Source organism: Corynebacterium sp. UMB10321 (genome assembly GCF_030228725.1).
GTDB classification, from domain to species: Bacteria; Actinomycetota; Actinomycetes; order Mycobacteriales; family Mycobacteriaceae; genus Corynebacterium; species Corynebacterium pseudogenitalium.
This window is the reverse complement of sequence record NZ_JASOZC010000004.1, coordinates 29778-44858: the sequence shown is the minus strand read 5'-3', so window position 1 is coordinate 44858 and position 15081 is coordinate 29778. Positions and strand designations below refer to the sequence as shown.

General features: G+C 62.1%; 14 protein-coding genes and 1 tRNA gene. 8 read left to right on the top strand and 7 right to left on the bottom strand.

Annotated elements, in window-relative coordinates; genetic code table 11:
- Genes QP752_RS05580 through QP752_RS05570 form a run of 3 tightly spaced genes read right to left on the bottom strand, consistent with a single transcriptional unit; the run spans position 1 to position 2775 of the window.
- The gene (locus tag QP752_RS05580) at positions 1 to 1389 is read right to left on the bottom strand and encodes a PP2C family serine/threonine-protein phosphatase (protein WP_070975487.1); all 1389 of its coding nucleotides are present in this window, start codon (positions 1387 to 1389) and stop codon (positions 1 to 3) included.
- Complete coding sequence (locus QP752_RS05575) at positions 1386 to 1841, bottom strand: FHA domain-containing protein (RefSeq protein ID WP_070975488.1); 456 nt, start codon at positions 1839 to 1841, stop codon at positions 1386 to 1388. Before QP752_RS05575 ends, QP752_RS05580 begins: the two co-directional genes overlap by 4 nt.
- 28 nt (positions 1842 to 1869) lie before the next feature.
- Complete coding sequence (locus QP752_RS05570; protein WP_070479048.1) at positions 1870 to 2775, bottom strand: DUF3662 and FHA domain-containing protein; 906 nt, start codon at positions 2773 to 2775, stop codon at positions 1870 to 1872.
- A gap of 159 nt (positions 2776 to 2934) precedes the next feature.
- Between QP752_RS05570 and QP752_RS05565 the strand changes: the two genes are divergently transcribed.
- Positions 2935 to 3018 (top strand) — tRNA-Leu (locus tag QP752_RS05565).
- 428 nt (positions 3019 to 3446) lie between these two features.
- Here QP752_RS05565 and QP752_RS05560 read toward each other — a convergent pair.
- Positions 3447 to 3842: a hypothetical protein gene (locus QP752_RS05560; RefSeq protein WP_070975491.1), complete on the bottom strand. Its 396-nt coding sequence runs from the start codon at positions 3840 to 3842 to the stop codon at positions 3447 to 3449.
- Positions 3843 to 4354: 512 nt separating this feature from the next.
- Between QP752_RS05560 and QP752_RS05555 the strand changes: the two genes are divergently transcribed.
- Genes QP752_RS05555 through QP752_RS05540 form a run of 4 tightly spaced genes read left to right on the top strand, consistent with a single transcriptional unit; the run spans position 4355 to position 8733 of the window.
- Positions 4355 to 4948: a hypothetical protein gene (locus QP752_RS05555; protein ID WP_256008379.1), complete on the top strand. Its 594-nt coding sequence runs from the start codon at positions 4355 to 4357 to the stop codon at positions 4946 to 4948.
- Positions 4948 to 5946 (top strand): S66 peptidase family protein, encoded by a 999-nt coding sequence (locus tag QP752_RS05550; protein WP_284804788.1) that lies wholly within the window; start codon positions 4948 to 4950, stop codon positions 5944 to 5946. Before QP752_RS05555 ends, QP752_RS05550 begins: the two co-directional genes overlap by 1 nt.
- A gap of 9 nt (positions 5947 to 5955) precedes the next feature.
- Complete coding sequence (locus QP752_RS05545) at positions 5956 to 7422, top strand: MFS transporter (protein ID WP_284804787.1); 1467 nt, start codon at positions 5956 to 5958, stop codon at positions 7420 to 7422.
- On the top strand, positions 7423 to 8733 hold the full coding sequence (locus tag QP752_RS05540) for a copper oxidase (protein WP_284804785.1): 1311 nt from the start codon (positions 7423 to 7425) through the stop codon (positions 8731 to 8733).
- Between the two features lie 23 nt (positions 8734 to 8756).
- Here the strand turns inward: QP752_RS05540 and QP752_RS05535 are convergent, their stop codons facing one another.
- Complete coding sequence (locus tag QP752_RS05535) at positions 8757 to 10061, bottom strand: multicopper oxidase domain-containing protein (protein WP_284804782.1); 1305 nt, start codon at positions 10059 to 10061, stop codon at positions 8757 to 8759.
- Positions 10062 to 10188: 127 nt separating this feature from the next.
- On the opposite strand from QP752_RS05535, the gene QP752_RS05530 reads away from it, so the two are divergent.
- Genes QP752_RS05530 through QP752_RS05520 form a run of 3 tightly spaced genes read left to right on the top strand, consistent with a single transcriptional unit; the run spans position 10189 to position 12433 of the window.
- Entirely contained in the window at positions 10189 to 11025 is an 837-nt protein-coding gene (locus QP752_RS05530; RefSeq protein WP_141742254.1) for a hypothetical protein, read from the top strand.
- 56 nt (positions 11026 to 11081) lie between these two features.
- Positions 11082 to 11738: a metalloregulator ArsR/SmtB family transcription factor gene (locus QP752_RS05525; protein WP_083290936.1), complete on the top strand. Its 657-nt coding sequence runs from the start codon at positions 11082 to 11084 to the stop codon at positions 11736 to 11738.
- Positions 11735 to 12433 (top strand): metalloregulator ArsR/SmtB family transcription factor, encoded by a 699-nt coding sequence (locus QP752_RS05520; RefSeq protein WP_284804781.1) that lies wholly within the window; start codon positions 11735 to 11737, stop codon positions 12431 to 12433. Before QP752_RS05525 ends, QP752_RS05520 begins: the two co-directional genes overlap by 4 nt.
- Here the strand turns inward: QP752_RS05520 and QP752_RS05515 are convergent.
- Together QP752_RS05515 and QP752_RS05510 are read right to left on the bottom strand one after the other, a co-directional pair.
- Positions 12405 to 13565, bottom strand: a complete 1161-nt coding sequence (locus tag QP752_RS05515) for a globin domain-containing protein (protein ID WP_070479037.1) — start codon at positions 13563 to 13565, stop codon at positions 12405 to 12407. The genes QP752_RS05520 and QP752_RS05515 overlap by 29 nt on opposite strands.
- Positions 13566 to 13643: 78 nt before the next feature.
- Entirely contained in the window at positions 13644 to 15071 is a 1428-nt protein-coding gene (locus QP752_RS05510) for an ATP-binding protein (RefSeq protein WP_284804778.1), read from the bottom strand.
- Positions 15072 to 15081 lie beyond the last annotated feature (10 nt).

The window sequence follows — 15081 nt, the reverse complement described above, 5'->3', positions numbered from 1 at the left end:
CTACTTCACCTCCCGGCACGCGCCCTGCGGGGCGTCCTTCGCCGCATCATTATCGACGCACACCGGCAACGCCTCACCAGCCAACCGGTTCAGAATCCCCAGCACATCGTCATACGTGCCGCCCTTGAAGTTCTCCACCGTGTTCAGCTGGCTCTCCGGCAGGTCATTGATACCGAAGATCACGCAGTCCTGCGGCACCGAGTTCGACGACACAATCTGCAACTTGTTCTGCTCATTAATGCACGCCCGCTGAATCACCTCGCGGCGCGGCTCCGAAAACAACGACGTCCCGACGGCCCGCTCAATCGCGAAGTGGCCGTCGTTGCCGTCGGTGCCTAAAAAATAGCGGTCGTTGAGCCTATCGTTCGTCCACAACACCGCCGCCAGCGACAACATCAGCACAATCACCAACGCGGAGAGCACCCACGGCCAAATATTCACCTTGCGGCGAAACCGCTGGTCATCCTCCTCATCCGCCGACGCGTCACCCGCGCCGGGCTGCGACCCATCACGGCCGCCCTCACGATTATGGTTCGGCGGAATCGTCTCCGACTTGCGCATCAATGCCGCCGCCCTCGAAGCGGAAGAGTCCGGGTGCGTCGACTCGAACTCCGGCGCCAACGCGCCCGCCATCGCGGGGGCCGTCGGCAAGTCGGGGTGCTCCTCGCCGTCTTTGACCTCCACCACATCAGCGATGACTACCGTGATGTTGTCCGGCCCACCCGAACGCAGCGCCAACTCAATCAGCCGTTGCGCCGCCACCGACGGGGTGCCCTGCGCGAGCGCCTCCCCAATCGTCGACGCCGTCACCGGATCCGACAAGCCATCCGAGCACAACAGCACCCGATCCCCCGCGCGGACCTGAACCATCTCCAGGTGCGGCTCCACCGGGTTGCCCGTGTACGCCTTCAAAATCAACGACTTCTGCGGGTGACTCGACACGTCCTCCGGGTCCAGCTTCCCCTCGTTGACCAGGGACTGCACGAACGTATCGTCCTCGGTGATCTGGCGAAGCTGGCCGTCGCGAAGCAAATACCCGCGGGAATCGCCCACGTGAATGAGGCCGAACTCCGCGCCGTTGAACATCAACGCCGTCAGCGTCGTGCCCATGCCCTCCTGCTCCGGGTGCTGCGCCACCGAACGCTCAATCGTCGCGTTCGCATCATCCGCAGCCGCCCCGAGCAACGCCAACATGTCAGCGTCCTCCGGATCCCGGTCGAGGTGCTCCATGTGGCTGACCATCAACTGCGACGCAACCTCGCCCGCCGCGTGGCCACCCATCCCGTCCGCCAACAGCAGCAGATGCGGGCCCGCGTAGGCGGAATCCTCATTGTTTCCACGCACCAGACCCTTGTCCGATGCCGCCACATAATTCAACCGCAGCGTCATGGCATCAACCTCACAATCGTGCGCCCCATCTTGATATTCGTCCCCACCGACACCCGCTCCGGCTGGTCAATGCGCATACCCTGCACAAAGGTGCCGTTGCGGGAGTCTAGGTCCTCAATGAACCAGTCACTGCCACGGCGGAACAGTCGCGCGTGCCGCGAGGACGCAAAGTCATCCCCAAGCTGGAAATCATTATCCGGCGAGCGGCCCAGCGTCACATGCTCCACACTCGCAATCTCCATGTGAGAGCCCTGCAGCGGCCCCTCAACGACCGCAATCTGCCGGACCTTCTCACGCGACTGCAGCGGTTTCCCCGCCTGCTTCACTTGTCGACGCCCAGCTCCACCCACCTCACGCACATTCTTCCGCTGCACCCACAACACCAGCAGAATGAACAGCCAGAGCAGTGCGAGCAGGCCAAAGCGTGCGCTCAGGATCACCGCGGAATCCAACAAAGGAGCTCCTTCAGGTCAGGGCTTGTTAGGCCTGGAAAAATTCTGTCTGCGGGTGCGACGCCGCATCCGTGTAGCGCGGCGCGCCCTCCTCCGGGTCCGGCGTCGCCGGGGTCGATGCCCTCGGCTCCACGATGCGCACCTCAATGTGGGAGTGCCCGAGGGTGATCACGTCACCGTCGGCAAGCATCCAGTTCTCCACCGGCTCATCATTGACCGTCGTGCCGTTCGTCGACTGCAAATCGACCAACACCGCAACCTGGCCATCCCACGTAATCTCCGCATGCTGCCTCGACACACCCGTGTCCGGCAGGCGGAAATCCGCATCATTCGAACGGCCCAAAATATTCGAGCCCTCATGCACCAAGTAAGTGCGCGACGACCCGTCCTGCAACAGCAGGCTCACAGTCGCTTCGCCGCCCTCAACCGGCGTCATCGTATTTGGCTCATGCATGTGATCCTCCTGATCCCGGTTTGCCGCATGACGGTGCCGACCGCCCTTCGACCGCTTCGTAGGCTCCGCCACAATGGCATCAAACCCACTCGCGACCTCCGGCTGCGGATCAATATAAGAACTGACCCGCAACTGGCCCGTACGCAGCCCTGACTCCTCCGCGATCCGCACAACCGCCGGCCCATCAAAGAACCAGCCCTGGTTGCGCACATACCGCGTCAGTTGTTCCGCGAGGTGCACCGGCAGGTCACGCTCCTGCGACAAGTTCTCCAAATCCTTCGAAGAAACACCCACCGCGAACACATTCGGCACCACAAACTCATCATGGTCAGTCACCACAACAGAGTCCTGCGCCTCCTGCTTCAGCAGCTCCTCGATCTCAGCCGGAACCACCTTGCCGCCAAACAGCGCCGCCATCGAATTATCCAGGCCACGCTGCAACGAACTGTCCAGCTTTGCCAATCGATCCATGACTCCCATCCGCATGCACCTCCTTTCTTACCGATTACTCATCGTCTTCTTTAACCCCGTTAGTATAGGTGCGCATTCCGACACAACCTAGCGTGAAACACCTTTACGTCCCATGACATGCGGATTTGGCACTTCTCTATGTAAGGGTGTTATATTGTTCCAGTGCCCGCCCGGGTGGCGGAATTGGCAGACGCGCTGGCTTCAGGTGCCAGTGTTCGCAAGAACGTGGGGGTTCAAGTCCCCCCCCGGGCACAACCGGACCGGCTCTCTTTCGGGAGGGCCGGTTCTTTTTGTGTTTGGGTTCTTGCAAAGGGATGCGAGTGCCAAAAGACGCAACCCGATTTGGTCCGGTCATTTAAAGTGCCAGTTCAGAAAAGTGCTAGATGTTAAACGATGTCAGATTTGGCACTCCTGCGAGTTTCCTGTGCACCACAATCCCCGTTTTCGAGCAACCCGAGCGGCGTTTCCCCAGGTCGCGAAAATGCAAACCCGGAATCTGGTGCAAAGGCCCGCGAGTAGGTGAAAATAACAACAACCCCAGGCACTTGACCCGGGGTTGTGGGGTATGGTGCGTCAATCTACATCGACGCTCTGTGGAAAAGGATAACATTAGCGACGATGCTCGGGGCTGCTCGCTTCGAGAAGTATTTCACTACCCGCACCCAACGGCCTCCAGTTCGTTACTTCGGCCGTGACATAAGAGACGAGAAATTAACAGTGCTGATAAAAGACCGAGGCCACTCCTCGTCGTCGGTCAAAAGCATGTCCTCCCACAAACGTGACACGGCTGCCCCGGGCTCAATAGGCTCATCGATCGTCCCTAGTGCGGTGGAATAGCTATACATATTCCATTCATCCTCGTTAACCGGTTCATCACTCTGAGCCTGGAGATCATGGAGCAAGTTTTCTTTCACGATTGGGTTAACCTCGTAAAACTCCACATCAGCAACCAGATAGACGGTTGTGAACTGCTTTACGCGCTCCACTCGTTCAAGATAGCGCTGATAGCACCGAGGAAGATCCTCCTCTTTGGCAAGGAAGTAGGTTCTAGTCAGAGTGATTTCGCTGAGTGTCATTTAGGGTTCCAATTCGTGTCATAGGCACCCGAAGGGCGGTACTTTCTCTGTGGGTAGCAATGCCTCTTCTAGACATTGTTGAACTTGTTCACGTACAGGTTAGCTTCTTTTCCAGTGTTGTCAGGGTGCGATGGATGGTTGCGGAATTGAACCATCAACCGCTAGAGCATGAGTTGCCGCGATGGACCAAGTTCGAAAGTGGGCGAGGAGAGGGGTACGGCGCCGGAGGCGCCAGTGCCAAAAGACGCAACCCAATTTGGTCCGGCCGTTTAAAGTGCCAGGTCAGAAAAGTGCTAGATGTTAAGAAGGGTCAGATTTGGCACTCCTGTGAGTTTCCTGTGCACCACAATCCCCGTTTTCGAGCAACCCGAGCGGCGTTTCCCCAGGTCGCGAAAATGCCGACCCGGAATGTGGTGCAAAGTTCCAGATGGAGCGTCCACGCCCCATATGAGCAGCGCGCACCTAGTAAGGTGAGCTGCAGTAATGTTGCATATCCCTGAAGGAAGCCCCTCATGACGAACCCGTACCAGCCCGACGACACCCACCCTGGCACCAACGAGTGGGCGACCCAGCAGCAACAGCAGTACCAGCAGCCGTACTACCAGCAGCCGTATCAGCCGCAGCCCCCGTATCAGCCACAGCAGAAGAGCAATACGGGCTTGATTGTGGCGTTGTCGGTGTTGGGGACGCTGGTGTTGTTGGCACTGGCTGGCGCGGTGGCGTTTTTGTTCGTGCGTTCCGATGGGTCGAATGGGGAGCAGCAGGATCCGGTGATCGTGACGGAGATTGAGACGGTCGCGCCGGAAGCCGGCAACAACGGCAGCCAGAACAACCAGGGCAACAAGCCTAATGTGAACCGGCGTGAGCCGATGGGGTCGAGCGCGGGGTTCTCGAACGCGACGGCGGAGACCGGGAATACGTCGTCGGAGTTCGCGGGTAATGTGTTGGCTGTGTTTAATGAGCGGGCTGCGGCCACTGGTGAGTTCCCGGGGTCGTTGAGCGTGTATAGCCCGGTGACGGGGCAGACGTACACGATGTCGTGCTGGCCGGCGGGTGGGGGAGCCCGGTGCCAGGGCGGTAATAATGCGTCGGTGTATTTGTACTAATGGCGTTGTATCCTCGCCCGTTGTCGGTGGGCGATCATGTGCGTGTGGTGGCTCCGGCGCGTTCGTTGGCGTATGTGGAGCAGGGGCCGGCGGGTCGTTTTGTGGCTGAGTTGGCCACGCGGCGCCTGGAGCAGCTTGGCTTGTCGGTGAGTTTTGGGGCGAATGTGCGGGTGTCGGACATGTTTTGGTCCGCGCCGGGCAAGTTGCGGGCTGAGGATCTTATCGACGCCTACTCCGACCCATCCGTCGACGGCATCATGAGCGTGATTGGCGGCTTTACCAGTAACGAGATTCTGCCTCACCTGGATTTTGATGTGATTGCGGAGCATCCGAAGTTCCTGTGTGGGAATTCGGATGTGTCGGCGTTGGCGAATGCGGTGTATGCGAAGACGGGCCAGGTGGTGTACGTGGGTCCGCATTGGTCGACGTTGGGGATGCGTGATTTCGGCGAGGTGACGCGTGATGCGTTTGTGCAGGCGGCGTTTACTGATGGGCCGATCGTGTGGCAGCCGGGGGACTGGTACACGGACGATGACTGGTTTATTAACCAGGACGGTCGTGTGCAGGAGCCGGATGATGGCTGGTGGGTGATCCAGGAGGGCCGCGCGGAGGGGATTGCGCTTGGGTCGAATTTGGGCACGTTGGGGTTGTTGTCGGGCACGGAGTTTATGCCGTCCCTGAACGATGCGGTGTTGTTTGCGGAGGTGACGGGGAAGTACACCGTGATGGATTTCCGGCGTGAGCTGGTGTCGTTGTTGCAGGCCCCGGATGGTCACGGGATTGAGGGTTTGGTGATTGGGCGTTTCCAGACCGCGAGCCGTGTCACGAGGGTGATGGTGGAGGAGATGGTGGCGTCGATACCTGAGTTGAGGGGGAAGCCGGTGGTGGCGAACGCATCGTTTGGACACACGAACCCGTTGTTGACGTTCCCGGTCGGCGGGCGTGTGGATGTTTCGGTGGAGGGGGGAGAGGCGTCGATTAGTTTTCCTAGAGTGTAGTTTGTCCCTATGACTGATTCGACGCCGGGTCAACGTTGGACCTTCTTTGCAGTGATTTCGCTCGGTCTGCTGATGATCGGGCTGGACAATTCAATTCTGTATACGGCGTTGCCGGAGCTCAACGAGCAGCTGCACACCACCCCGACCCAGGGCTTGTGGATTATTAACGCCTACCCGCTAGTGCTGGCGGGGCTGCTGCTGGGCACGGGCACGCTGGGGGACAAGCTGGGGCATCGCCTGATGTTCATTGTTGGGCTGGTGGTGTTCGGGGTGGCGTCGCTGGCGGCGGCGTTTGCGCCGTCGGCGTGGCTGCTCGTGGGTGCGCGCGGGCTGCTCGGCATGGGTGCTGCGGTGATGATGCCGGCAACGCTCGCGCTGATCCGTTTGACGTTTTCGGACGAGCGGGAGCGCAACACCGCGATCGGCATTTGGGGGTCGGTGGCCGTGGTGGGTGCGGCGCTGGGCCCGCTGGTCGGCGGCGCGCTGCTGGAGGCGTTCTGGTGGGGCTCCGTCTTCCTCATTAACGTGCCGATCGTGCTCATCGCCCTGGCCCTGACGTTCTGGTTAGCCCCGGAGAACATGCCGAACCCGGCGAAGCACTGGGACTTCATTTCCTCGGTGTACGCACTGTTCGCGCTGTCGGGCCTGACCATGGCTATCAAAGAATTGGTGAACCCGAACTCCGGCTGGGCCCTGTTCGTGGTGGCGGTGGTGCTGTGCGTCGTCGGCGCGGTGCTGTTCGTGCGCCGCCAGGGGAAGCTGGCGGACCCGCTGCTCACCTTCGACATTTTCAAGTCCCGCATGTTCACCGGCGGCGTCGTCGCAGCAGCCGGCGGCATGTTCTTCATGGCCGGCGCCGAGCTGATGACCACGCAGAAGCTTCAGCTTGTCGACGGCTTCTCCCCCCTCCACGCCGGGGCCACCATCATCGCGATGGCGGCGGCCGCGATTCCGGCGTCGACGCTTGGGGGCGCCTACCTGCACAAGATTGGCTTCCTGCCGCTGATCGGCGGCGGCTTCCTGGGCGCGGCTGCGGGTGCCGCGGCCCTGATCTGGGGTTCGGACGCGGGCAGCCTCGGCATCGAGATTGCGGCGCTGGCCGTGATGGGCTTCTCTGCGGGCTCGGTGATGAGCGTGTCCTCCATCGCGATTATCGGCGCCGCGCCCCTGCACCGTTCCGGTATGGCGGCGGGCGTCGAGGAGGTCTCCTACGAGTTCGGCACCCTTGTCACCGTCGCGGTGACTGGCTCGTTGCTGCCGATGTGGATGGTGCGCAACCTCCCGGCTGAGCTGCAGCCCATCGGCATGGACGCAATTTACGACGCCTCCACCAACGCGCTTGCCGCCCCCGCCTACGCCGGGGCGTACCACAATGTGCTTGTGATGATCGCATGCTCGGCCCTGGTCTTTGGTGCGGTGACCTGGTGGTGCTTCCGCGATAACCCGAAGTCCGGCGACGCGAAGGTGGCGGCGTAAATGAGCGCACGCAGCTGGCACCGGAAGGCGTCCAAGCCGGTGAGCATCTGGATGTGGGTGTTCATCTTGATCGGGCTCACCCACACGCTGTTCCCCGAACCGGCGTGGCTGCTGATTCACATTTTCACGCTCGGAATCGTGGCGAACTCGATCGTGCTGTGGAGCGTGAACCTGACCGAGCGTTTCCTGCAGCAGCGCCTTCCCGAGGAGGCGCGCCCGGCCCAATTGCGGCGCACCTGGGTCCTGAACGTCGGCGTCGTGTTGGTGCTGGTGGGCCAGGTCCTGGCCAGCTGGTGGGAACAGCACTGGCTGGTCACCTGGGCCGGCGGGTTGCTGGTCGCAGGTGCGGTGCTGTGGCACGCGGTGGTGCTCGCCCGGCTGGTGCGTGATGCCGGCCCGGAGAAGCGGCACCGGCCCGCCGCGGTCGGGTACGTGGCGTCGGCCACTTGCCTGCTCGTCGGGGTGTGCTTTGGTGCGTCGCTGTCGATGGGCCTGCCCGGCACCTGGCAGGAGCAGATCCGCCAGGCGCACCTGTTCGCAAACGTCGCGGGCTTTGTGGGCCTGGCCGCGATGTCGAGCCTGAGCGTGCTGTTCCCAACGATGTGGCGGATCAACGGCATGCGCGACCGAACCCGCGCAGCCATTTGGGGCGCGGTGGCCGGGATTGCGTGCGCGGTTACCGGCGCGCTGCTGGGAATTTCGCAGGTGGTTGCGGTTGGCGCGTTCGTCTACGTCGGCGCGTGGCTGTGGCTCTTCCAGGGCTTCGTGGTCAACGTGATCGACGTCCTGCGCGACCCACGCGACCGCATCACCTACCCAGGCCTGTCCGTCTTCGTAGCGATGTTCTGGCTGATCGGCGCGATGCTCTGGTACGCCGTGGGCCTGGTGCGGACCGTCCCGGAGATCCCCACGCTGGCGCTCCTGCTCGGCTTCGTGGCGCCGCTGCTCATCGGTACGATGAGCTACCTGCTGCCCACCACGATGGGCGGCGGGCCGAAGGCGGTGCGCGCCGGGCTGCTGGAACTGTCCCGGGGTACCTACTTCCGGGTCGTGCTGTACAACCTCGCGCTGGCGGTGTGGCTGCTGACGGAGCAGTCCTGGCTGCGGGTGGTGATGAGCCTGCTCGTGTTCGCCGTACTGGTGGCGTACCTGCCGCTGCTGCGCAGGGCGGTGAAGGCCCAAGTGGCGGTGCTGCGGGGGCAGCGCGAGGCCCCGGTGGCGGGCGCCCACGTGGAGCGCCCCGCTGGGCAGTCCGCCCTGGCGTTGGCGCTGGTGGCGGCGATTGTGGCGTCCTTCGGCGGGATTGCCTGAGCAGGATCGCTTGAGCCGAGCTTCTAGGGCGTGACCACGAACTGGCCGCGCTGTCCCTTTTCGGCGTCGGTCATCTGGTGGTTCACGAAGGTGTAGGTGCCGGGTTCGTCGAAGGTCATCTCAACAAACCCGCCCTGGGCGGCGAGGAGCCCGAGCGCCTGCGAGCCGGTATCTGTGGCGCTTCGGATCTGGTACTGGCCTTCTTTGAACACGGTGTCGAAGATTTCGCCGACCACGTGGAAGCTCAGTGGGTTGTCGGGGCCGACGTTGAAGAGCCACACCCGGACGGTATCGCCGACGCGGGCCGGAATCGGCCGCTGCTGGTACTGGTTGGGGTAGCCGTTGAACGCGGTGAGGTCGTAGAGCCCGGCGGCGACTCGCTCGGGGTCGGCGCCGTCCTCGCCGAGGAAGACCTCGTGTGAGAGGAGGACGTATTCGGCGTCGACAGGCGTGAGGTCCGGTGGGTCGATGACGACGGCGCCGAACATGCCGTTGGCGATGTGCAGGCTCATCGGCATGGTGGCGCAGTGATACATCCAGATCCCGTAGCGGCGGGCTTCGAACTCGTACGTGAGCGATTCACCCGGAGCGATCTGGGCCATATTTGTATCGGGGTTGACCTCACCCGCGTGGAAGTCGATGGAGTGCTCCATTGTGCCGTCGTTGACGATGGTGATGCGGAACAGGTCACCGACGCGCCCGCGCAGTACTGGACCTGGCATTTTTCCGTCGAAGGTCCACACTGGCTGGGTGACGCCGGGCGCAACCTGGCGCTCGCTTTCGGCAACGTGCCAGGTGTGCTCGTGGACAGCCACATCGGGCGCGGGAGGCAGCGCCGGATCACGGTAGACCAGGCCGTCGTCAGGCCCATCCGCGGCGACTACCGGTCTGGGCGCGGCGCTCGGTGTTGTGCTCGGGCTAGCTTCTCCGACGACGACGTCGAACACCATCCCCATCGCCTTGTGGCCGGCGATCGTGCACCAGCCCTGCGTGGACTCGGTGAAGACGCCGAAGTCGTGGACGACGGTGTCGCCGGGATCGATGCGCCCGGTGTACTCGCTACCCAGCTTGAGGTCGTGCTGTTGGTCGTCGGAGTTGGTGATGGTGAGGATGAGGCGGGTACCGGAGGGGACGTCGATACGATTCGGCGTGAAGGCCATGCCGTGGATGTCGACGTCGAGGGTGGTGGCGCCGCTGGCGTCGATTGGCGCCGAGCTGCCATCGTCGCCTGCGGTCGAGCTCAGCGCGCTGAACACCACCATGAGCGCCACGAATACGGCGATGATGGCCCACGCCAGGCCGTCGGAGGTCTGCCCTTTTTTATTCACGGTCTCGATCGTAATAAATATGGTTCGAAATAGGGAAAGCTCGGCACCCATAGAAAAACCCTCGGGGGAACACAGAGTCTATGTCTGTGACCCAGATCCGAGGGACTACGTTGGCTACAATAGCACAATGACGTATCCAGTGCAGCCGCCTACAGGGCGCCACCACCTGTTATGGGGGTCTATTTCACCTGCTCGGATGGCGACATTTCTATCACACACGTCTCATCATTGCGCCGATGAGGCGCTTGAACTTTATGTATGGAATCGCGATTTGTCCATGGCCTTTATGGCCGATTTAGCGGTCCTCGAAGTTGCGTTACGTGAGGCTATTCATGCTGTTCTGACCGAGAAATGGGGCGTGCAGTGGTATCAGGAAATGCCTTTGGACGACCGGTCGCGAACGGCTTTGGCTAGTGCTTGGGAACGTCTGCCTGCTCACGTGAGATTGAACTCGGAACGTGGGGATTTACCAGGGAGACTAGTGGCCAACTGCATGTTTGGCTTCTGGACGAATCTGTTTGATAAAGGCGGTTATACCGGCCGAGGTCCTTGGCGCAGAAAGGTTGACAATGAGCGGAACTGGCCAGTTCTAGCAAAAGCATTCCCCGGCGGCAGGCGAGAAGCTGCACGTCAGCGGGATGAGCATCCTGAAAAGGCGAGAGCGATAACTTTTTCTCGTGTGTGGGTTCATCAGTTGTGCCAAGAGATTAATGAACTTCGAAACCGTGTTGCGCATCATGAACCGTTACTGAATGGTGTCCCACTTCGTGGACAAACGCATCGAAATGAAAAAAGAAGGAGAACAGTTGAGGAGGCATTCGCGCAAATCTTGTCCCTCGCCCGCATGATTGACACTGACCTGGCTACGTGGTTGGTGGCCAATAGTGAAGTACCAGGTGTTATGGCGAGAAAGTGCGAAATAACCTCTTCGTCACGTTCTTTCAATAAATACGGCCTGGAATAGGGAAAATCGGCGATTTCGGTTTAAGCTGGTAAAGAGCTCTGACCGAAGGAGGACACGTGAATTCGGCGACCCCGCCTCAACCGACGACGGACCTGATGGACCGCGCCGCCGAGTTGAGCGTGAAGCAGCGCGAGGTGCTTGATCGCCTAGCTTTGCACCCGCATGGGGCGCAGGTCGGCGACCTTGCCAAGGAGATGGGGATGCACCCCAACACGATCCGCGGGCATTTGGATGAGTTGTTGGCGCGGGATTTGGTGCAGGTCACCACGGCTCCGAGCGAGGGACGCGGCCGCCCGAGCAACATTTTCCACACGCGCACCCCGCACCACTCGACCGTGACTCGCGAGTACATCGGCCTGGTCAGGACGATGGCGGAGTGCCTCACCGAGGGCGATACGGAGAAGGCGCGCGAGATCGGCCGTCAGTGGGCGCGCCAGACCCACAACGGCCGCGAGGTGCAGTCGGATGCCTCCGGTGCGTCCCAGCTCAACGCCTTGATCGCGATCCTGCGGGACCTCGGCTTCGATCCCTCCTACCCAAACCAGTCCGGCAACATTGGCCTCAACGCTTGCCCGTTCACGACGGTGGGCGTCAGCGCGCCAAGTTCGGTCATCTGCGCCCTGCACGCCGGCTACCTGGATGAACTCAGCGGCGGCATCGTGCACAAGCTGCTGCCGTATAGTCGCCCGTCGCAGTGTGAGATCGAACTATGACTATCGACGACGCCGCCGCCCCCCTGCCCACCGCGGAACTTATGCGCCGCGCGGCAGAGCTGAGCCCGAAGCAGCGTGAGGTCCTCGATGCGCTCGATTCCTTCCCGGAGGGTGCCTTGCTCAGCGAGCTGAGCAAGGAGCTTGGCATCCACGTCAATACTGTGCGTGGCCACATCGATGAGCTGGCGGAGCGCGGTTTGGTGGGCTGGCGCGTGGCCAGCCGCACTACCCGCGGCCGCCCCTCGCACGTCTACCATGCGCGCACCCCGCAGCATCACGCTGTGATGCACGAGTACGTCGCGCTCGTCGAGTCGCTGATTGAGTCGCTCGCCGGCTTCGATCTGGACGCTGCCCGCGACTTCGGGCGCGTGTGGGCGCGGCGCAACGCGGACCGTTTCGGCGAACCACCCGAGGACTTCGAAGAGCTTGCCGCCGCGGTGCTGCGCTCCCTGCGCGAGATGGGCTTCGACCCGCTCGTCCGCGAGGCTGACGGCGACGCCTCTGTGGAGGTCGGCCTGCAGGCGTGCCCGTTCGTCGCCGCCGACGGCACCCCGCCCGCAGCCACGATTTGCGCACTGCACCAGGGGTTTATCGACGCCACTATCGGCCCCCACCACCTCGACTTCATGCCGTTCGACGCGCCGGGGCAGTGCGGGGCCCGGCTGGTTAACCGATCAGCCAGTCGTTCGGACTAAACAGCTCGAAGTACACGTTCGCCGGGTCGAGCTGTGCCAGGTCGTCGCGGATGGACTGCAGGAAACCCTCGCCGCCGCACAGGTACACATCCGCGCCGGAAACGTCCAGGTCAGCGACGTTGAGGCGCTGGCCCTCGGCACGGAAGTAGGGGTGCAGGGAGGCGTCGTCAAGCTTCTCGACGAGCATCCGCATCTCATCTGCCTGCGCCCACGACTGCTGTGACTCGTCGGCGTGTGCGACCGTGACCTTGCGCGGTGAGCCCTCCGCCGCGAGATGCCCCAAGATGCCGGTCATCGGCGTGGATCCGATGCCGGAGGAGATCAGCACCACTGGGTTCGAGCCCGGCTGCAGTACCAGGTCGCCGGCGGCGAGCGTGGCGTCGACGGTGTCGCCGACGTTGACGTGGTCGCGCAGGAACGTGGACACTTCGCCCTCGGTCTCCACGGCGATGCGGTAGTGGGAGGCGTCGCCTTCGATGATGGAGTACTGGCGCAGCTGGCGCGCGCCGTCCGGCAGCTTCACGCCGACCGACGTGTACTGGCCTGGGCGCGGCGCAGTGAAGTCACCCTCCAGGGTGTAGGCGTAGACAGTGTCGCTGAGCTGGGTTTTCTCCGTGACGGTGGCGGTGCGGAACACGTCGCCTGCCTCCACGCCGTCCGATTCGTAGAGCTTGCCTTCGTGCTTGATCAGGACGTCGGCCATCAGCCAGTACACCTTGTCCCAGGCCTCGGCGACTTCTGGGGTGACGGCGTCACCAAGCACCTCGACGATGGCGGCCATCAGGTTGTCGTGCACGATCTGGTACTGGTCTGCCGTGATGCCCAGCGAGACGTGCTTGTGCGCGATGCGGTCCAGCATCATCACTGGGTCCGGTGCCTCGGGGTCCACCAGCTGCGTGGCGAACGTCGCCACCGACGCCGCTAGCGCCTTCTGCTGCGCGCCCTGCTTCTGGTTGCCACGGTTGAACGTGTCCGAGATGAGCTCGGGGTGGGCGGTGAACATCTTGTTGTAGAAGGTCTTCGTGATCGTCTGGATGTTCGCGCCTACCGGCGGGAGCGTTGCCTTGATGATCTCGGCGTGCTCGTCGCTTAGGTAGGCCTGCTTCGGGTTCGGTTTCTCGTCAATGAACATAAACACGAATATACTCGTGTTTAATCGGATGCCCTACATACCACCCAACATCCCACATGTGGGATGTTATGTGGGATGTTATGTTGCGCGGTAGCGCTGGCGGGGGCTCTTATGAGGCTCTGTTCGCTCCGCCTCTCCGGCGTCTACCAGGCGATTGAGTGCGTTTTGGACCGCTGTTCGGCTCAGCTGCGTCTCCGTTACGAGCTCGGTCGTGGACCAGGACTCCTTCGTGGCAAGGAGATCTTTCACTTGGTCGATGGCCGTCCCGTGCCGCTCTGCTGCGATGATTCTGCGTTTGTGGAAGGTGATCGTGAAGTGCGTGAGCGAGTTTGCATACGTCGGTGGGGGCATGAGCGCTTTGGCAAGCGCTTGTTCGATCACGGCGATTCCGGAGCCACGGTTTTCCGCGACGGGTCCGCCGTCGTCGAAGCGCAGTTCCTCCAGGAACGTAGAAAGCCGCTGGTTGCGTGAGTTGCTGACCCCGGCGTCGCCAAGGTTTTCCGTGGTGACTCCGCCGTAGAGGCCCCCAGGATTCGTGATCTCCAGACGGTCGGCGAACATCATAATCTGGACCTGGCCCCCACGCGCGGCAGGGGAGTAATCGCGGTGCATGACGGCATTGACCAGCGCCTCGCGTACTGCCTCCACCGGGTAGTCCGGCATGTCTTTCCTGTACACATCGCCGATGACGCTCGCGGTGCGCATGTTCTTCTTCACAAGTTCGACGCCCGCTTCGACCATTTCGGGAATCGTGCCGGTGAGCGTCGCGTTGTCCAGGAACCGAATTCCTTCCGCGACCTCCCCGATCTCAGTGCCTGGCAAGAGAGTAAACGTAATGGTCAAGCGTGGGAAGAACTGCTGTGGGTACTCGCCCATCGTGAGAAGCGCAGCGAGTGTGGGGTGCTCACCGTCGAGGATGCGCAGGCGCTGCATTGCGGTCACATCACCTTGCTTGAAGGTGCGCGGCCGCAGTGATTTCTGATGGGAGAGGTAGGGGGTGAGCAGGTCGGTATCCAGGTCGTCCGGGGAGGCGTCTGCAACTGGTTCTTCATCCCACGTGGGTTGGGTGCGTTCCTCGAGCAGGCGGTCAATTTCGTAGGGCTCGAGGCGTCGCTCGCCTTCCCCGGTGCGGGTGAAACTGCCCTTGTACATCCCTCGTTCCTTGACGTAGCAGGGCTGCTCGCGCGGGGGAAGGGCGGGCACCTCGACGACTACAATCACGGCCCCTTCGAACGGAACTGGCGTCACAAGCGGCCGAAGCACTGGTGAGAGCTGGTCACAGCGCGACGCGACCGCATCCTGGGCGCGCTGCGCATCGAACCTATCGAGCGGGGCGAAGGATGCGTCCTCGCTCAATCCGATCAAAATGACTCCGCCCTGCGTATTCGCAAACGCCGAGAGCGTCTCCAGAATGCTCTTCCCGACGTTCGATTTCACCTCAACTCGCGGGGTCTCACCAACCAACCGCAGATCTGCGACGATCTTCGATACTTCTTCTACCTGCATAAACTCAACA